Annotated in this window: 21 protein-coding genes and 2 tRNA genes; 17 read left to right on the top strand and 6 right to left on the bottom strand. The window is 43.0% G+C overall.

Annotated elements, in window-relative coordinates; all coding sequences use genetic code 11:
- Positions 1-219 precede the first annotated feature (219 nt).
- Positions 220-825 carry a helix-turn-helix domain-containing protein gene (locus tag BLA28_RS24755; protein ID WP_071699598.1) on the top strand — a complete coding sequence of 202 codons (606 nt, stop codon included), beginning with the start codon at positions 220-222 and terminating at the stop codon, positions 823-825.
- A 68-nt stretch (positions 826-893) separates the two neighbouring features.
- On the opposite strand, the gene BLA28_RS24750 is transcribed toward BLA28_RS24755, so the two are convergent.
- Positions 894-1151 (bottom strand): helix-turn-helix transcriptional regulator, encoded by a 258-nt coding sequence (locus BLA28_RS24750; protein ID WP_071699597.1) that lies wholly within the window; start codon positions 1149-1151, stop codon positions 894-896.
- Between the two features lie 150 nt (positions 1152-1301).
- Between BLA28_RS24750 and BLA28_RS34305 the strand changes: the two genes are divergently transcribed.
- The 4 genes from BLA28_RS34305 (at position 1302) to BLA28_RS24730 (ending at position 5263) form a co-directional block, all read left to right on the top strand.
- A complete protein-coding gene (locus tag BLA28_RS34305) occupies positions 1302-1997 on the top strand; it encodes a hypothetical protein (RefSeq protein ID WP_071699596.1) in 696 nt (231 codons plus the stop codon).
- Positions 1998-2014: 17 nt separating this feature from the next.
- Positions 2015-3067, top strand: a complete 1053-nt coding sequence (locus BLA28_RS24740; RefSeq protein ID WP_071699595.1) for a hypothetical protein — start codon at positions 2015-2017, stop codon at positions 3065-3067.
- Between the two features lie 167 nt (positions 3068-3234).
- Positions 3235-3603: a helix-turn-helix domain-containing protein gene (locus BLA28_RS24735; RefSeq protein ID WP_071699594.1), complete on the top strand. Its 369-nt coding sequence runs from the start codon at positions 3235-3237 to the stop codon at positions 3601-3603.
- Positions 3604-3781: 178 nt separating this feature from the next.
- Positions 3782-5263, top strand: a complete 1482-nt coding sequence (locus tag BLA28_RS24730) for a recombinase family protein (RefSeq protein ID WP_071699593.1) — start codon at positions 3782-3784, stop codon at positions 5261-5263.
- Positions 5264-5362: 99 nt separating this feature from the next.
- On the opposite strand, the gene BLA28_RS24725 is transcribed toward BLA28_RS24730, so the two are convergent.
- Positions 5363-5446, bottom strand: a tRNA-Leu gene (locus BLA28_RS24725).
- Positions 5447-5622: 176 nt separating this feature from the next.
- On the opposite strand from BLA28_RS24725, the gene BLA28_RS24720 reads away from it, so the two are divergent.
- A tRNA-Leu gene (locus tag BLA28_RS24720) sits at positions 5623-5707 on the top strand.
- 141 nt (positions 5708-5848) lie between these two features.
- Here the strand turns inward: BLA28_RS24720 and BLA28_RS33510 are convergent.
- A complete protein-coding gene (locus BLA28_RS33510; protein WP_143131523.1) occupies positions 5849-5992 on the bottom strand; it encodes an AAA family ATPase in 144 nt (47 codons plus the stop codon).
- A 13-nt stretch (positions 5993-6005) separates the two neighbouring features.
- Complete coding sequence (locus BLA28_RS24715) at positions 6006-6338, bottom strand: winged helix-turn-helix transcriptional regulator (protein WP_069430648.1); 333 nt, start codon at positions 6336-6338, stop codon at positions 6006-6008.
- A 152-nt stretch (positions 6339-6490) separates the two neighbouring features.
- Here BLA28_RS24715 and BLA28_RS24710 point away from each other — a divergent pair, with 152 nt between their 5' ends.
- The 6 genes from BLA28_RS24710 to BLA28_RS24685 all read left to right on the top strand — a co-directional run bounded on the left by BLA28_RS24710 (position 6491) and on the right by BLA28_RS24685 (position 11838).
- The gene (locus tag BLA28_RS24710; protein WP_071699592.1) at positions 6491-7390 is read left to right on the top strand and encodes a radical SAM protein; all 900 of its coding nucleotides are present in this window, start codon (positions 6491-6493) and stop codon (positions 7388-7390) included.
- A gap of 21 nt (positions 7391-7411) precedes the next feature.
- On the top strand, positions 7412-8293 hold the full coding sequence (locus tag BLA28_RS24705; protein WP_071699591.1) for a radical SAM protein: 882 nt from the start codon (positions 7412-7414) through the stop codon (positions 8291-8293).
- Between the two features lie 137 nt (positions 8294-8430).
- On the top strand, positions 8431-9354 hold the full coding sequence (locus tag BLA28_RS24700) for a carbon-nitrogen hydrolase family protein (RefSeq protein ID WP_071699590.1): 924 nt from the start codon (positions 8431-8433) through the stop codon (positions 9352-9354).
- A gap of 92 nt (positions 9355-9446) precedes the next feature.
- Positions 9447-10103, top strand: coding sequence for a CatA-like O-acetyltransferase (locus BLA28_RS24695; protein WP_071699589.1), 657 nt, complete (start codon positions 9447-9449; stop codon positions 10101-10103).
- Between the two features lie 395 nt (positions 10104-10498).
- A complete protein-coding gene (locus BLA28_RS24690; RefSeq protein ID WP_071699588.1) occupies positions 10499-10888 on the top strand; it encodes an N-acetyltransferase in 390 nt (129 codons plus the stop codon).
- A 389-nt stretch (positions 10889-11277) separates the two neighbouring features.
- Positions 11278-11838, top strand: coding sequence for a GerMN domain-containing protein (locus BLA28_RS24685; protein WP_071699587.1), 561 nt, complete (start codon positions 11278-11280; stop codon positions 11836-11838).
- Positions 11839-11858: 20 nt separating this feature from the next.
- On the opposite strand, the gene BLA28_RS24680 is transcribed toward BLA28_RS24685, so the two are convergent.
- Both BLA28_RS24680 and BLA28_RS24675 read right to left on the bottom strand, forming a co-directional pair.
- Entirely contained in the window at positions 11859-12563 is a 705-nt protein-coding gene (locus BLA28_RS24680; protein WP_009250212.1) for a DUF6320 domain-containing protein, read from the bottom strand.
- A gap of 69 nt (positions 12564-12632) precedes the next feature.
- Complete coding sequence (locus tag BLA28_RS24675) at positions 12633-13967, bottom strand: hypothetical protein (protein ID WP_009250211.1); 1335 nt, start codon at positions 13965-13967, stop codon at positions 12633-12635.
- 294 nt (positions 13968-14261) lie between these two features.
- On the opposite strand from BLA28_RS24675, the gene BLA28_RS24670 reads away from it, so the two are divergent.
- The 5 genes from BLA28_RS24670 to BLA28_RS24650 all read left to right on the top strand — a co-directional run bounded on the left by BLA28_RS24670 (position 14262) and on the right by BLA28_RS24650 (position 18621).
- Positions 14262-15194, top strand: coding sequence for an alpha/beta hydrolase (locus tag BLA28_RS24670; protein WP_069431534.1), 933 nt, complete (start codon positions 14262-14264; stop codon positions 15192-15194).
- A gap of 85 nt (positions 15195-15279) precedes the next feature.
- Entirely contained in the window at positions 15280-16707 is a 1428-nt protein-coding gene (locus BLA28_RS24665) for a radical SAM/SPASM domain-containing protein (RefSeq protein WP_071699586.1), read from the top strand.
- Entirely contained in the window at positions 16682-17680 is a 999-nt protein-coding gene (locus BLA28_RS24660) for a hypothetical protein (RefSeq protein ID WP_071699585.1), read from the top strand. Before BLA28_RS24665 ends, BLA28_RS24660 begins: the two co-directional genes overlap by 26 nt.
- Positions 17619-17966: a VOC family protein gene (locus BLA28_RS24655; RefSeq protein ID WP_009250208.1), complete on the top strand. Its 348-nt coding sequence runs from the start codon at positions 17619-17621 to the stop codon at positions 17964-17966. The genes BLA28_RS24660 and BLA28_RS24655 overlap by 62 nt, the downstream gene beginning before the upstream one ends.
- 70 nt (positions 17967-18036) lie before the next feature.
- On the top strand, positions 18037-18621 hold the full coding sequence (locus tag BLA28_RS24650) for a sugar O-acetyltransferase (protein ID WP_069154819.1): 585 nt from the start codon (positions 18037-18039) through the stop codon (positions 18619-18621).
- Positions 18622-18630 lie beyond the last annotated feature (9 nt).

Raw genomic sequence — 18630 nt, 5'->3', positions numbered from 1 at the left:
CCTTTACCTTGCTCCACTTAGCTAAGGCGGTAGCAAGATTATTTTTTGCAAGAGTCTCTTGTTACTGTAATTTTATCGTATACAATGTATGAAGTCACTGCCAAGTTGCTTTAACATAACTTCAAATAAAATTAATTCAAGTTGTTTGAATACTTCAATTTAAATTGACAATAACAAACTAAAGTGATATTCTGTAAAAAGAACAGGAGGAAAAATATAATGAGTAAAGAACCACAAAAATGCAGATTGAAAGAACTAAGAGATAAGCTCGGTCTTACACAAGAGGAATTTGCCAGTAAGTTTGGGATTAGCAAAACCGCCATTAGTAACATTGAAAACGGAAAAAATCCTCTAAAGATTGAACTTGCACTTGAAATAGCAGAAAAATACCCACTGTCTTTAGATTGGTTTTATATGCGGACTAGTGATGATAGCACAAGTGTTTTAGATGATTTTCGTTCTTTTTTTAGCTTAGGGCAGCGTTCTTTATTAATTGAGGGTAGAACCGTATCTTATGAAACCACTTTTTTAACCATGCAGCTTTCAGGCGTAGTGCGGGATTACTTTTTGGAAATAAACGAAGTTGAAAAAATTAGCAAAGAAAAGGACTTGCCCGAAGCTGCCTACAAAGCGTGGCTTGAAAGTGTTAAGGTTAAATACCAAAAAGCATTAGGGGAAAATGAATTGGACGAAGTTATTGAATTTGTTTTAATAGAAAATGGTGAGAATTTGGACTCAGATATTGCGTATGTTGAAGCACGCCGTCAAATGGGTGACTATGCTGCAAAAGCTGCATTAGATGAATTGAATTTTGGAAAGATATAAAATGATATGGCACAAAAATAGTCCTTGCGGTATGTTGATTGTACTGTAAGGACTACTTTTGTGCTTTTTTATTCATCTTTCGTCTTTTCAATCAGCCTATCCAAGCTAACCCCCAACACAACCGAGATTTTATAAAAGGTTTCAACCGAAAAATTATATCCCACCTTTTCGCTTTCAATCTGCCGTATAAAATCATGGGATAAGTCAACCATTTCAGCAAGCTGGGCAGAAGTCAGCCCCTTTTCCTTTCGATATTTCTTGATATTACGCCGTATTGTATTATATATATTTTCATCAAATTCTAGCTGTTCTACTTTTTTTGTCATATGAGCCACCACCTAACAAAATTGTACTGTGAAACAATATAAAAGTATGTTAGGCATTAACTCACAAAATATGCTTGAATTTATGTTTGAATGATGATAAGATGAATTTGCAATAGTATAGAATTAAGGAAAATGAAAGGGGATAAAAGAATGAAAAAAAGGAATACTAGCAGGAGATTTTTAACCGTTATGTTATCTATGGCAATGGCACTAGGAGTAGCAGGTACATCATGGGCAGGAAATGTATATGGAGATGATGGGAGCAATATTAAAATAATGACTACCGCCGGAGAAATCACTGAACTTCCTAAAACCGATTTTAATGGAGCACATATCTCTTTACTGCCCGCTGACGCTAAGATATGGGTATCCAGTGAAGGGTCAACCGCTAATCCTGACACGATTTATTTTTATGTTCGTGTTTGCCCTAAACAATTTATTACTGGAGTTGACAGCTTTACAAATGCGAATTTTGCAGAAGAAGTTTTTGGCGAAAATTTAAAATTTGATAATCAGTATCCAGCTTTTAGCGGTTATGACATAAACGATAATGTATTCATGGCAATGTTTGAAGATGCAGACGGCTCATGGCAAAGGTTTGTTTATTTGCTTGATGATGGTTCATATCCTGTAATATCAGCAGAGACAAAAGCAGAAACAGAATCCGGTTGGAAACAGGACAGCACAGGTTGGTGGTATCAGAACGCCGATGGTTCTTATCCAAAATCAACATGGCAACAAATTGATGGTAAATATTATTATTTCAATGAAGCTGGTTATATGCTTGCTGACACAACAACACCTGACGGCTATCAGGTAGATGTTAATGGGGTATGGGTTCAGTAAAAACAGGAGAAAATAAAATGAAAAGAAAAATGCTTTGTTTTGCGCTAGTTCTAATGATGTGCTTTGGATTGTCAATTCCAGCTTTGGCGGCAGAAGACAGCCAATATACTCCAAAATACGGGAGAGACCCCAATAATTATGATGTGGCAGGCAGAAGTGCATTTGTGACAGATGGGGAGTATTTTTATTATATAAGTCATGGGGGATACAGTGAGGCAACTGGACAGTTTCTACCAGACAAAATTGTAAAACAGTCAATAGATGGACAAACTCAAACATTTATTTATACATCTGATGTTAAAATAGGAAATCAACCCGTTTCATTATCTAATTCCTTTAATTTAATGGATGGATATTTGTATTTCAAAGATGAATGTGATAATATTTATCGTTTAAAAACGGATGGAACATTTGCCGATTGTATTTTTAAAAGAGACCCGAATAGAAATGATTATATCTATAATATCCGACAGATGTTGGTAATTGATGACAGGCTTTACTTAATATGGGCTAATCATATCACATTTCAAAACGATTTAATATCGATGAAATTAGATGGAAGTGATGTTAAAACAGTCGAGAATAAGAATTTTTTAACTTACTTTGTTGCTCGTGGTGAATGGCTATACTTCGGTGGTAATGGCGAATATTTTTGCTATAATATTCATACTGGCGCGACAAAAACCTTTTATAAAACGGTAGGAAGTGGCGAAAGCATACAACTTGTGGGATTTTCTGATGATGGACGTGTTCACTACACTGTAAGTTATACTCATGGTTTGGTTATCAACTGGGAATTTTTCGGTAAACATTATAGTAGTATGCCAGATGGTTCAGATTATCGCCAAGAGAAAGAACTTATGGGTAACAATTACAGTTATTGGATTGTAGGAAACGACTATCTTTATTATGCTGATGATGGTTACATTTATAAATCTTCATTATATGATGAAGATACGCCAATAAGAATTACAGATAAGGCAGTAGAAAGCAGACCAGGGCGTGATTTCGGATATCATAACGGCTTTGTTTATGTTAATAATTGTGGGGTTTATAAAGTGAGTAATTAGGATAACCATTAATTGTATGTAGAATAAAATCAGTATTCTAAACTAAGTAGATAAAAATAAATCAGCTAAAGCAATCGTTTTGGCTGATTTATTTTTTATGTTTAAAACGAGTTGACAGAACAATGCGTAATATGTATTATATTAAATATACGAAAGGAGCGTTGAATATGCAAGAGGTAGCACAGAGATTAAAGAACTTGCGAGAAAGCGTCAGCCTGTCCCAAGCCAAAATAGCTGCATTGATGGGGGCAACACAAGCCAGTGTGAACCGATATGAAAACGGACAGACCACACCGCCGCTAAAGATATTACTTTGGTATGCAGACTTTTTTGATGTTTCTATGGATTACATTTTTGCAAGGACAGAGCAGCCAGAGGGCAGATTATACGAGCATAAACCAAAAGTAATTGAAGCCATCACGCAGGATAATAAGGAACTTCGGCAGTTTGTGGATATGTGTTTTGACCCCGCTTCACCTGTCAGTGAAAAATTGAGGGATATGCTTGCGAAAATGTTAGAAGAACAGAGCAAGTAAGAGGGGGATTTCCCCTTGTGGAGTATATTCCAAAATCCCCGTCAGCCAAGGTTAAAATGAACTGATTTTCAATCAGACCTTGACTGACGGGAATTTTGGAATTAGCGGTTATCAAGGGAAAGCCCCAGTGTGGCGGCGAGGTGAGCCACCGATAAAAATACGAAAGGAAGTGCAGAGAATGAAAGCTGTTATTTATGCCCGTTATTCCTCTGATAATCAGCGGGAGGAAAGTATTGAAGGACAATTAAGGGAGTGCAAGGAATACGCTGAAAAGAACGGTATCACAATTTTATCAACCTACATAGACAGGGCGTTATCTGCCAAGACCGACAACCGCCCCGAATTTCAACATATGATTAAAGACAGTGCAAAGGGATTGTTTGATATAGTGCTTGTGTGGAAATTAGACCGCTTTGCACGGAACCGTTACGATAGCGCACATTATAAAGCTACCTTACGGAAAAACGGCGTGAAAGTGGTATCAGCCACCGAAGCCATAGCCGAGGACAGCACAGGTATTTTGCTTGAAAGTCTGTTAGAGGGATATGCAGAGTTTTACAGTGCCGAACTATCGGAAAAGGTAATCAGAGGACGGACAGAAAACGCCTTGAAGTGTAAATTTAATGGAGGGGGATTGCCGATTGGTTATATTGTAGACAGTGAGCAATATTTACAGATTGACCCTTTAACCGCTCCAATCGTGGTTGAAGCGTTCCAACGTTATGACAAGGGCGCAACGATTAAGCAGCTTGTGGATTTTCTCAACAGCAAAGGGATACAAAGCTATCGCAAAAAACCGCTAAGAATTGATTGCGTAAAACGTCTTTTGAAAAACCGCCGCTATATCGGTGAGTACAAATATCGTGATATTGTCACACCAAACGGTGTGCCCGCTATTGTGCCGCAGGATTTATTTGACCGGGTAGGGGAAAGGTTGGAAAAAAACAAGAAGGCCCCGGCAAGGGCAAAGGCAAAAGAAGAAATGTATTTGTTGACAACAAAGCTATTTTGCGGGAATTGCGGTGCTTATATGTGCGGTGAGAGTGGCACAAGTCATACGGGAGTAACTCACCATTATTATAAATGTGTAACTGCCAAATATAAAAAAGCCTGCCATAAAAAAACAGTCAAAAAAGACTGGATAGAAAATTTAGTGATTGAACATATTGTAAGGCTGCTATTTGATGATAACTTGATGAATGATATAACCGATAGTATTATGGTACTGCAAAAGCGTGAGAATATCACCTTGCCGCTGTTAAAGCAGCAGCTTGCCGATACCACAAGAGGAATTGAAAATATAATCAACGCTATCCAACAGGGGATTTTCACACAGTCCACCAAGCAGCGGCTTGACGAGTTAGAGGAACGCAAAAGTCAACTTGAAATCGAAATTTTACAAGAAGAAATGCAAAAGCCGCTTTTAACAAGAGAACAGGTTTTATTCTGGCTTCACCGTTTCCGCACTTTAGATATCACAGACCCCGACCATAGGCAAAGACTTGTTGACAGCTTTGTAAATTCGATTTATCTTTATGATGATAAGATAGTTTTAATGTTTAACTACAAAGAGGGCAGCAAAACGATTAGTTTTGCTGATATAGAAAGTTCGAGTTTAAGTGCGGGTGGTGCACTTCATAAAACACTTCAGAATGGATAACTGTTCTGAAGTGTTTTTTTGTATAATTAATTACTTAGCTTCCGCTGCACAAAAAAATAAGGCTTTCGGATATTTCTTATCCGAAAGCCTTATGTACAGTGCAGGAAAAGAGACTTGAACTCTCATGGTATTGCTACCACACGGACCTGAACCGTGCGCGTCTGCCAATTCCGCCATTCCTGCGCGACAAAATGTATTCTATATGATTTAAAGGTAAATGTCAATATAAAATGTTAAAAAAATTAATCAAAAAAATTACTTGCAAAAAAAATCAAAAAATCTGAAAAAGTATATTGACTTATTTGTTCCCAGATGGTAATATACCTCTTGCAGCACGGAACACAAAGCTGTGCAGGCATGCGGAAGTGTCGGAACTGGCAGACGAGCAAGACTAAGGATCTTGTGAGCAATGCGCTCGTGTGGGTTCAAGTCCCATCTTCCGCATCGATGAATGGTAGGGAAGTCCTTTTTAAAGGATTTCCTTATTTTTTTGTATTGAATTCACCTTTTTATATCTTTAGCCTCATATCATCTTTCCAGATCTGAGATAAACTCATAAAGTACAGTTTCTCTGTTATATGATTTTCAATTCCAATAAACTGGATGTAATCCTCCGGCAATAATGGAATCCATATTAAAATGCTGAAAGCCCATTCGTTTCACTATCATTTGTGAAACAGTACTTTTTCCGGTACGCGGCACGCCTGCTATAATTATGTGTTTTTTCATACCTCACACCTCACTAATCCTTTTTCAGGTTTAAATCTCCCCAATTTTTTATAACATCTAAGACTGACATAAAACTTTTGCCCAGTTCGGTAAGTGTATATTCAACCCGGGGCGGAACTTCCTTAAAATCATGGCGGTTAATAAAGCCATCGGCTTCTAATTCCCGAAGCTGTTTTGTCAATGATGACTCTGTGATATCTCCGATATGACGCCGAAGTTCTCCGAACCTATGTACGTTCTGTCTGCCGATATAATAAAGAATTTCTATTTTCCATTTGCCGCCTAATATTTTTTGGACGGTCGATATTGTTACACATCTTTGTATGGCTTGTTCGGTTTTCTTCATGACTGTTTCACTCCTTTTCTGTAAGGATACAAAAAATACACAATAAAATCAAGGTACGTTATTTTAGTATAGTACTATAAAAAAGTTCAGTACTTTCTAAATTATTGTACAATGATATAATCTGTGTATGCTTTTTGAAAGGAGTAAACCATATGCACTACACGGGAACAGTATGGCGGCCGCCATATGAAGCATCATCCTTACTTTTAGAGGTTACGGCAGGGTGTACGCATCATAAATGCAAATTCTGTACATTATATGATGATATCCCTTTCCGGTTCAGAATGTCGCCGATAGAAGATATTGAGGCGGATTTAAAAGAAGCGAAAGGACGATTCCGATTATCAACTGATACCCATATATCACGGACTTTTTTAGTGGGTGCCAATCCATTTGTACTGAAAGCGGCACGTCTGTCGGAAATTGCTTCTCTTATTCAGCGGTATTTTCCAACCAATAAAAGTATCGGATGCTTTTCAAGAGTTACTGATATTACATGGAAAACGGATGAAGAGCTGCTTGAATTACGAAAAGCAGGATATGACGGTCTTACGATTGGCATTGAGACGGGGGATGATAAAGCGCTGAAATTTATGAATAAAGGATATGAGGCACAAGATATTGCTGCACAATGCAGACGATTAGATAATGCAGGAATAGCATACAATTTCTTTTATCTGACCGGGATATCCGGCAAAGGAAAAGGCGAAAAGGGGGCAATGGATACGGCTGATATCTGTAATCAGCTGCACCCTCAGATAATAGGAGCAAATATGCTTACCATCTATCCGAATGCAGAACTCTATCAGGAAATGCAGAAGGGTAATTGGCAGGAGGAAACAGAAATTGAGAAATACAAAGAATTGAGAACTCTGGTGGATAACCTGCATATTCCCGTTTGGTTTGCGGCGGGAGGCGCTTCAAACGCAATACCGATTCAAGGTACGCTTCCGCGAGATAAAGGGAAAATTTTATACGTACTGGATAAAATTATTCAAAGTGTTAAGGAAGAAGAATTGAGATGTTACCGAGAAAATCTCCCGCATTTATAATTATATTAAGGAAGTGATTTTATGAATTTTACGGGAAGAACATGGCGGCCGCCCTATGAAGCCAGTTCTTTTATTATACAGGCCGCCTCTGGCTGTACATATAACAAATGCCGGTTTTGCAGTCTTTATAAAGGGGAATGCTACCGTATGTCCCCGTTAAGTGAATGGGAAGAAGATTTGCAGGAACTGAGTTTATACCACCCAAACGCCCGTAGGATATTCTGGACAGGTGCGAATCCTTTTGCTATGAGCTATGAGAACTTAAAAGCAAGAGCCTTGTCTGTATATGATTATTTAAAAGAATGCCAGACTATGGCGATGTTTGCAAGTATCAGGGATATAAAACCTAAAAAGGTAAAGCAGCTGAGAACGTTGAGAAGCCTTGGTATTAACGGCCTTAGCATCGGCACGGAGTCGGGGGATGATTACACGCTTCGCCTGGCTGATAAAGGATATACCGCAAAAGATATTATTGACCAATGCCGTAAACTGGATGAAGCCGGTATAGAATACTATTTCGTTTATATGACGGGACTTGCCGGAAAAGGAAATGGATATCAGAACGCAGTCAATAGTGCAAAAGTTTTCAGTAAAGTCAATCCACGTTTTATTTCTGTGGACTCGCTGACCTTATTTGAAGATACGGAGCTATTTGAAATGGCTGAACGTGGGGAATTCGTTCCTGCCGGTGAAAAGGAACGTATTGAGGAATTACAGGTTTTTATTCAGAACCTACGGCTAAAAGTACATTTATTTGCCGACAGCATATCAAATTTTTATCCGATGACAGCGTATCTGCCCAGGGATAAAGAGCTGGTAATTGGTGAATTGCAAAATATTATGGATACGGTAAGCGAAGAAGAAATGCTTGCGTACAGACGTAATTTAAAGGCTTTAGGTTAGGTTATTTTATAAAATTTATTTAATGACAGCTTGCATTTGAAAATGAAAATGCTAAAATACCACATATAAGCACAAGGTCGTGTAAAAACAGGCCTTGTGCTTTTTTCGATCAATTTATTTACATAAGGAGGCAGAATATGAAGGATGTAATTAAAGTATCGACAGTCGCTTTTAATGCAAAATGGGGAGAAAAAGAAAGAAACTTAAATCGTATGACCGGCTATATCGAGGCTGCTGCGTCTGAAGGCTCCAATATTATAATATTCCCGGAAATGGGGCTGACAGGGTATGACGATGAAGAGGATAAACCAAAGCTGGAAAAAATGCAGTATAAGCTTGCAGAAACGGTACCCGGGAAATCATCGGAAGTGATTGCGGAACTTACGAAAAAACTGGGTATATATGCCGTGTTCGGCCTGCCTGAGAGGGATCCCGATGACGAATCCAAAATATATAACGCCGCCTGTGTATGCGGCCCCGACGGGATTGTTGGCTCTTACCATAAAATTCACTTGCCATATCCGGAACCGCACTGGGCATCAAGAGGAACAGCCCCTTTTATTTTTGACACGGAGTGGGGCCCCATAGGATTAGGAATTTGCTATGATACCTATAGCTTTCCGGAATTGATGAGATACTATGCCGCAAAAGGATGCCGTTTATATATTAACTGCACTGCACTGGCCAAATGTCATGGCATTGCCATGGGTTCATCGACTCTGGAGGCCGGCTGCATAACTAACCAGATTTATATTGTATCCTCAAATCTTGCAGGAAAAGACCTCTGCAATGTATTCTGGGGCGGATCAAGCATAATCGGGCCAAGTACTAACGTATGGGAAGCCGAGTATTTTGCCGGGTATCCCTTTACTGATCCCAGGGCAATCCAAAATAAAATGTATACTGCAGTAATCGATTTGGCTCTGGCATCCCGTGAAATATTTGAACCCAATGAATTAATTAACGGAGCCACGGATTTCAGGCCCGATATATATAAAGAACTGATGGAAGATTTACTTAAGGATCCTAAATTCCGGAAAAAAGAATGTGGATCAAACTAAACTCTACGGAGCGTCGGTTGCAAAAATCTCAATCTGCGGATATGATTCTGGTTATTGCAGCAGATTAAGATTTATCAGAAAGGAAGAATAAAATGAGTGAGTTTCACCCAATAGATATGCAGACATGGCCAATGGCACAGGCATTCCACTATTATACCCGGATCGCACCGACCAGCTATACGATCAATGTAAATATGGATGTGACAATTCTTAGAAGGGAACTGAAAAAAAGAGGATATAAGTTTTTTCCGGCCTATCTTTATTTAGCAACCAGGGTCATTTCAAACCAGCAGGAGCTGCGGATTCATGTGAAAGACGGCGTTTTGGGATATTGGGATACTCTAACCCCGGCCTATCCGCAGTTTCATGCTGATGACAAAACGACATCCCTTCTGTGGACGGAATACAATGAAAAATTTGCGTATTTTTATAATGCTTATCTAAATGATACGAAGCAGCATGGACAGAGTCATGGTATCCTTTCCTCAAAGGGTGTGCCTCCGGCCAATACCTATATCATTTCCTGTATTCCATGGTTTACTTTTAACAGCTTTTCTCTTCACAATCATGGAATTAAGGATTATTACGTCCCGAGCTTTGAGGCCGGAGGCTTTGCAGAAACCGCCGGAGGAAAGATCAATATGCCGCTGTCTGTTACGGTTCATCATGCGGTTACAGATGGTTATCACTTAAAGGTGTTTTTTGATGAGCTGCAAAGGATGATGGATTGTCCCGGAGAGTGGCTGTAGCAGTGTTTGGATACGAGGACATTTGTTCGAAAAATTCAGAGAGTAAAATTTGTATGGAAGGTTTCTTCTGTATGACAGTATAAATAAATATACATTGCTATATTTATGGTGTGAGATAGTGTATAATAAAGCAAAGAGAACTTTAAACGGGAGAATTATATATTCAGATATGCACACACAAATATCATTGCTGAGGACAGTAAAAAGCTGATAAAAATTTTATAAAGATGTATTCCGGTGTGAAAGTATAGGAGAAACAAGGACTTGAGGCAGCGGACTGCGAAGGAAATATCGTTGAGATACAAAGCTGGTCACAGGCTGTAAAACGTTAAATGCACTCGGTTATGAAATGGAATAACAGTCGGAGACTGCATAATAATTGATGAGAGAATGATATGAAAATGGTCAATAGTATTTTACCCCAAAAGGATACAATTCAGGATGCTGCAGTTCATTTATATAAAAATCATAATGATGTATGTTATATGTGTAAAATCAGCCTCGGACATTCTTTTATCAATTGTATTATCCAGGAAGAGGATAAAATAATTGAAATCGTAGATATTCAATGCGAGACAATAAATGATGGCATCGGTTCATTGATGATGGTAAAATTGATAAGCTATGCGTCGGAAAATAATTACTGCAAAATTGTGGGGTGGTTATCCATAGTTGATGAAGAGCATATAGACAGGCTCAGGCATTTTTATATGAAGCATGGTTTCACAATCAAAACAGAATACGACGGTATGAAGCTGGCAGATATTGAACTGTTGATTACATAAAGGCAGAGAAAATTAATTGACGGGAGCAGAGCTGTTGCAGAAGCAGGCAGATAGCCTGTACGGCAACGGCTCTTTTGTTTCCTGAAAAGATAAATCGGGTTAATAATATTTGGTAATATTTACCAAAAGCATGCATATAATAGAATAATATGGGGTTTTCCGGCCTGAAGCAGCCGGAAAGCCAGAAAACGTTTTCGGCATCCGGTAATAATTTCTGTTTGACACTGAGAGAGGAATCAAGTACAATTTTACAAGATTATGTGTTTTTACCGGAATATATTTTCTGCCTTTCATATAAAAAGGCGGAGAAAACAGCGGCATAGGATACGGGGATATTCATCCTAATATGCATGCAGTTATGCATGCAATTATGCAGGGAGGTAGTAAGTATGAAAAAGAATATAGGTATCCTTGCAGGGCTTTTCTTCCTGGCGGCCATTTTGGCAGCCTGCGGAAGGAGTGCGGAGGAGACTGGGAATTTTAATACGCCGGGCAACGGTTCTTCCGGCAGTCTGGAAACAATTCTGGCATTGGAATCGGAAACAGTTGAGGCCACGGAGACGGGAGAGCCGGAAACCGTTCTTATTTATTACGGATCCAGCATAGGAAAAGAACTGAAAACAGAAGAGGTGGATTTGCCAAGGAAAACACCGGAGGCCATCATAGGCGCTCTGCGCACCAAAAATATCGTGTCGGTGGATACCAAGGTAAATGACTTCAGCATATCGGAGGATGGAAAGCATATCACGCTGGATCTTTCCGCAGGGTTCCGGGATTATCTGAAAACCATGCAGGAGGGGAGCGAAGCGGTGATTATGGCCGCGCTGACCAATTCTTTTTTGGATGCCTATGATGCCCAGGATTTACTGGTGACAATAAACGGCGAGTGTCTGGAAACGAAAAACAGGACTTATAAGGACAAGCTGGTTTTTGTGGATTTTGTGGAATAAAGGGGCTGCATTTCTGGAGGTCAGAAATGCAGCCTTCTTCTTACGGCGCCCCGCAGACGTTTTCTGGACAGCATGGTGATCAGGGCTACAATGATAACGGCACAGGCAGTCAGCACTACCGCAGACCAGGTAAGCATATAAGGCTCCGCAAAGAAACGGCGGATAAGCAGCTCGATGGAAACACAGAGGACAGCCACCTCGGCAAATAAATAAAGGGCGGTAGCGAGGAAGGATGACGCTATTCTCCGGTTCAGCGCCGCTATGATGATCGCAAGCAGGGTCACGATTCCGGTAATGGGGAGCGCCAGCTCATAAAACCAGCGGGAACTGGGAGTGTTAAAGGTAATCAGATATTCATACAGGACGATGGCAAGCCCGTCAAACAGCAGGGAAAAATAAACGGGCAGCTTCGTATAAATAAAAGCGGGGATGGCAACCACCCACAGGATGATACAGATGCCGATCACATACAGGGACCAGGCGCTGCTGTTGAAGGCCAGAAGGTTTAAGAGGCCGCAGGAGGCGCCGGTTGCGATGAGCACCAGGGAATAAAGGATTGCCATGTCTTTGTTCTTTACGGTTTCCACCTGTCCGTTTTCCTTGGGGAAGGGAGGGACGGAATGGCTGCAGGATACCTCATTGGGATTGATGACCGGCGTATTACATAATGGGCAGCGTTCCAGGGAATCATCCAGCTTTACGCCGCAGTTTACACAATATGACATAATTGACTCCAATCTGCTGTGAAAGAAAGAGATTCACAGCTTTTTTTATTTTTCACGAAACAGGAAGCGTTATATTTCTTCATCAAAGGTACGGTTGCTTTCGATTTTTACATGAATGCCGTCTTCCACGAGCTTGCGGAAAAAATAACGTTCCACATCCGCTTCTATGATACAGCTGGCAAAATTTATGGTCAGTGTATCTTCAAAGCTGATTATGGCGCAATTGGTACGAGAGGAAAAGGGCTGGCCCATATAAATATCGAAACGGTCGATATAGGGCTTCATGTCCTCCGGAACCTTCATGGCGCCCATATTTGTAAGCCCTGCCGTGGAATTTTTATCCTGAACCTTGCGGTAAAAGGTTCTCACCACAATATCCTTCAGAAACAGCGGGACTATCCGGATAAAAGGATTCCGGGTGGTGGATGCATTGGTAGTGATATCGCCTCTTAAGAATTTTTCATTGATATAATAACGCATGAAATTATGAACCTGGGAAACAATTTCTTCAAAGGTATAGTTCCCCAGCCTGGGATCGATGGAAGGATAAACCATGGAAATGAAGTTCCTCAGGGTTTTGGAAGGGAAAAAACGCCTCAGGTTTACCGGCAGGGCGATCCTGACCGGATACAGCTTCAGATGGAAATCCATCTGCTGTTTGTTCAGCAGGGCATAAAGAAGGACCGAATTCAGATATTCCGTAATGGTCGCATTATATTTGGCGGCTACGGCCGCAACTTCTTTTACGGACATTATGCCGTCTATAATATTGAAGGTATGGAACGGCTCTTTGGTACCCCGGATACGGTAAGTCTTTTCCGCAGGGCGGGGAGGGCAGACGAGGGCATTGGCATAGCGCATGTAGGCGTCTTCCAATTCTTCCGGATCCGGTTCTTCGTCCACATTCAGCACGAAATAGCCGTTGGATATGTGGGCGCCCAGAAGGCGGAGATATACGGCGGTGATTGTCTGCAGCACGCACATGCCGCCGGAGCCGTCTCCAAGGCAATGATGGCATTCCAGGGAAATGCGCCTGCCATAATAAAATACCCGCAGCAGATACCGGCTTCCGGATTTAAAATGCATGGGCATACAGGGATTATGGATATCCGGCTTCACAAAAGGGCCGGGCCGGTTGTTCGGCTCCAGATAACGCCAGAAAAGCCCCTTATGGATGCAGACCTTATAGGTGGGGAAACGCTTCAGGGCGATATCCACCGCTTTCTGAAGTACGTCAGGCTTTATGTCCTCCTTCAGAAGGACGGAAAGCCTGTAAACGGAAGAAAAGTCCCGTCTCTGCAGTGTGGGGTATACAATAGCGGAAAGATCCAGCCGGTACCAGTCCTTCGGGGGATTTCCGGGCGCCTTGCTGCTTTTATTATTTGTACGCATATGAAATGTCATCGGCTTTATTCCTTTCTCTGATATTGATATTATAAAATTATTCCTACCGTTATGCAAGTTACAGTTCACAGCCCTTTTTGCCGGTGCGGCCCTCTCCTCCCCGGCAAAAAGGGCTGTGAACTGTAACATATGCAAGACAATCACAAATATTGAACCCCTTTACGTGATTTTCTTTCTATGATAGGATGAAAAAGTAAGAATTATGCAGATACTGCCGATATTGCCGGCAGGAAAATGAACAGTCCGGAAAAAGCGCGGCGGGAATGGGCGTATTCCGGGAGAATGAGAGGAAAAATGGCACTTTTTGATAAATCAATGAATACACTGAAAAAAAATAAGGAGCAGGAACAGAACCAGAATCTGATGAAACTGATAAAAAGGGTTCACAGCGTTGTGGAAAATACGGATATAGAAAAACACCGGCAGTCTCAGGATTATTTCGGGGCGCTGCTCGGGAGCAGCAAGGATATGGATATCTGTCCTGTGGAAGTGGAAGGGATGCACTGCGAATGGGTGCGGACCAACAGGGTGCATATGAAAAAATATGTGATTCTCTATTGTCACGGCGGCGGTTATTCCACAGGGAGCTGTATTTATGCGAGAACCCTGACAACCAAACTGGCAGCCTCCACATCAATGGATGTTTTCTGCTTTGATTACCGCCTGGCGCCGGAATTTCCCTATCCTGCCGCCATGGAGGATGCCATGAAGGCCTGGAATTATCTCATGCTCCTGGGCTATGGTTCCAGAGATGTGATCGTCATGGGGGATTCTGCGGGCGGGAATATGGCTCTGTCCCTGGTGGTGAAGCTGAAGGAGCAGGAGCGCCTTATGCCCAGGGGAATCGTCCTTTTATCTCCCTGGACGGATCTTACGGCTTCCGGAAAAACCCATGAAAGCAGGGCGGAGTTGGATCCGGTCCTGGATGAAGAATATCTGAAGCAGATGACGGAAAATTATGCCGCGGGACAGGATTACGAGGATCCCCTCATTTCGCCGCTTTTTGCGGACCTGACAGGATTTCCGTCCACCTATATCCAGGTGGGGGACAATGAGGTGCTTCTCAGCGATTCCACCATGCTTCATAAAAAAATGATAAAAGCCAATGTGCCGGTCCGTCTGGATGTATTCAAGGGAATGTGGCATGTATTTCAGATGTCGCCTTTTAAAACGGCATATGAGGCCATGGATCAATGCGCCGAGTTTATCTTTGATATCTGCCGCTGATTAAAACGGCGGGGGTCAGCCCCGGAAGCCGTATCCATAGCTGCCGGGAGAGTAAAAATATAAGGAAGGACAAAGGAAAGCAGCAATGGGAATCCTTCATAAAGCAGCCCAGTACCGGGCATATAAAGAAGGGGTGGTGCATACCACCCTGAATCCCAAAGGCCCCGGATCAGTCAGGATCCATCTGATTCCTCCCAAGTGGAGGCTTTTTTCAAATGCGCCTTATGTCATGATATTAAACGGTTATTACATATTGCCCCTGGGTTATTCCTGGGCCATACTGCTGGGCAGCTTCATCGGTGAGGTAAATAAATTTGAAGGGGAACCCATCGATGAAAAGCACATGGAACAGATCATGGACAGGGCTGTTGCCAGGACAAGGCGTGTATATTATGTCAAGGAAGAGGAACTGCGGGCGGATCTGCAGGAGATTCTGACCATGCTGTATGGGGTTGCCAGGGGAGAGGAGCCTTCAGGAGACATAGAACCCCTTTCCCTTCGTGAATATGCCCGTAATATGACGGCCCCTCACCGTATGGATCTCATGATCAGTTCTATGCTGGATGAAGGCGGGAACTGGAACTGCAGCCTGAAATGCCGGAATTGCTATGCCGCCGGTCAGCCTGCGGCGGGAGGAAAAGAGCTTTCGACCCAGGAATGGTATGAGATTATCGACAGGTGCCGCAGGGCGGGTATTTGCCAGCTTACCTTTACCGGCGGTGAACCCACCATGCGCCGCGATTTGGCGGAGCTGGTGAGGCATGCCCGCTGGTTTGTTACCAGACTGAATACCAATGGCGCCATGCTGACAGGGGAACTTTGTGAAGCCCTTTATGAAGCCAGCCTGGACAGCGTCCAGATCACCCTGTATTCCGGAGATGCCGGGATACATAACCGGATGGTGGGAGCGGATCTGCCGGGAAGCACGGGAAATTGGGAAAAAACGGCGGCAGGCCTGGAGAACGCGCTTAAGGCCGGGCTGAATGTGAGCGTAAATACTCCGCTCTGCCGTGAAAATAGGGATTATATCAGGACTCTGGCCTTTTTAAACAGGGCGGGCGTCCGTTATGTCACATGCTCCGGCCTGATCGAGACAGGCAAAGCGGAGTCAGGGGACTCCCAGCTTACCGTGGAGGAAATGAACAGCCTTCTGCGGGAGGCGATTGCCTTTTGTTCACAGCACGGAATGGAACTGAGCTTTACGTCACCCGGCCGGGCGGACAAAAAGGTGCTGGAGGAGCTGGGAATTGCCGTTCCCATGTGCGGCGCCTGTCTTTCTAATATGGCGGTCGCACCGGACGGAAGTGTGGTACCCTGTCAAAGCTGGCTGGGGGAAGGCGCGGCCCTGGGCAATATGAGGAAGGACAGCTGGAAAAAAATATGGAACCATCCTTCCTGTAAAGCTATCCGGGAAATGAGTGAAGAAGAAGCCCTGTACTGTCCTTTGAGAAAGGAGAAGACAGCAGAGGGAAAGGAGGCTGCGGAAAATGGGCATCATAGATCCAAAGTCTGAAAACAGAAAAAACCTATTGGTTTTTATCAGCATAATGGTAATTGGAATCGGGATATTTACCGCCTATATTATTTGGGGGACTCTTCCTTTAGATAAGATTCTGGATTATGAGGTCGTTGTGTATCCCCAGGAGGACGGCTCTCTGGAAATTACCTACAGTTATAGGTGGAAGGTTCTCAATGACAGCAGGGAAGGCCCCCTGACCTGGGTCAGCCTTGGGATTCCCAATTCGGCCTGCAGGCTGATGAGCTATAAGGGCGCAATTGCCGGCCTGCATTCAGGCTATTATGCGGACGGGCTGATTGATTTTGATCTGGATCGGGCGTATCAAAAGGGAGAGATTGCTGAATTTTCATTTAAGATTCACCAGGGACGGATGCTGTGCAGAAATAAGGCGGATGCTTCCCTGCCTTACTTTGATTTTGCGCCGGGATGGTTTGAACAGATCGATGTGGAGCATTATCGGTTCTTATGGAAAGGAAGCCCTTATATCAGGGAAACCAATGCGGACAGAAAAGAAGGAAACGATTATATCTGGGAAGGCAGTCTGAAAAAGGGAGAGCGGCTGTGGATGAAGCTGTATTATGAGGAAGCCGCCTTTACCGATCCCCAACTGGTGGACTGGACTCCGGCTCCGGGCAATACGGGAGGGGAGAATTCGGTAGATGAAGCCCTGGCAGCGGTTATTCTGATGTTAACGGGCTGGATCGGATATAAGGCTTCCTGGGGCCGCGGAAAGCATTTGTATGGAAGAGGCCGGGGGTATTACGGCCATGGAGGTACCGGAGGCCATGGATGTGCCTGCGCCTGTGCGGGATGTGCCTGTGCCTGCGCCTGTGCCGGAGGGGGAAGAGCCGGCTGCAGCCGGAAGGATTTTTATCATTGTGAACAGCAAAGGGAGGAAAAGAAGGATGACATTAGGGGAAGTATGTCTGCTGACAAATCAGGTAACGAGGCTGGCCGGGTTCTATAAATGGCTGCTGCATGTGGAAAATGACAGTGACGATGAGGTCCATCAGACGATCCTGGCTCAGGAAACCATGCTGACTATCTATAACGACGGAGAAGACCATGGCTTACACAGCTCCAATATAACTCTTGCGTTTACGGCAGAAAATGTGGATCAGGAATATGAAAGGCTTCTGGAAAAAGGGGTGGAAATCTGCGAAAAGCCTGTCAGCAGGCCCTGGGGAGCACGGAATATGAGCTTCTATGATCCGGACGGAAACCTGGTGTATATCAGGAGTTTTCCCAAATAAAAAGCAGAGGGATGTATGGAAAAGAAGGAACTGCGGTTCCGTCGGGAAATGCTGTATAAGGAGAATCATTATGACGGAAAGAGAAAAAATGCTTGCCGGACTGCTGTATGACTGCGGTGATGAAGAGCTGCTCGCCCGCTGGCATAAGGCCAAAAATTTAATGAGAGATTATAATCTGACTGATTCGGAGGATATGGAAAGGAAGAACCGAATTCTGGAAGAGCTTCTTGGCGGGAGGGGAAAGAATCTGTGGATTACGGCGCCCTTTTATGTTGACTACGGGCATCATATTTTTTTCGGGAATAACTGCGAAGTAAATATGAACTGTACCTTCCTGGATGATAATATCATCCGTATCGGAGATAATGCACTGATTGCGCCTAATGTACAGATTTATACGGCATTCCATCCGGCAAATGCAGAGGATCGCTTCGGAAATCCCGGAAAAGACGGTTCCTTTGCCTTTTGCAGAACCCAGACAGCGCCGGTAACCATCGGTGATAATGTGTGGATTGGCGGAGGGGCGATCCTGATGCCGGGCATAACCATCGGAGATAATGTGGTTATAGGCGCCGGCAGCGTGGTAACACGGGATATCCCCTCCGATTCGGTTGCCTGCGGATCCCCCTGCCGTGTTATCCGGGAGAATAAGTAGAAATACGGC

The organism is Eisenbergiella tayi, from assembly GCF_001881565.1.
GTDB classification, from domain to species: Bacteria; Bacillota; Clostridia; order Lachnospirales; family Lachnospiraceae; genus Eisenbergiella; species Eisenbergiella tayi.
The sequence above is the reverse complement of the archived record's forward strand: the minus strand, read 5'-3'. Positions and strand labels throughout refer to the sequence as shown.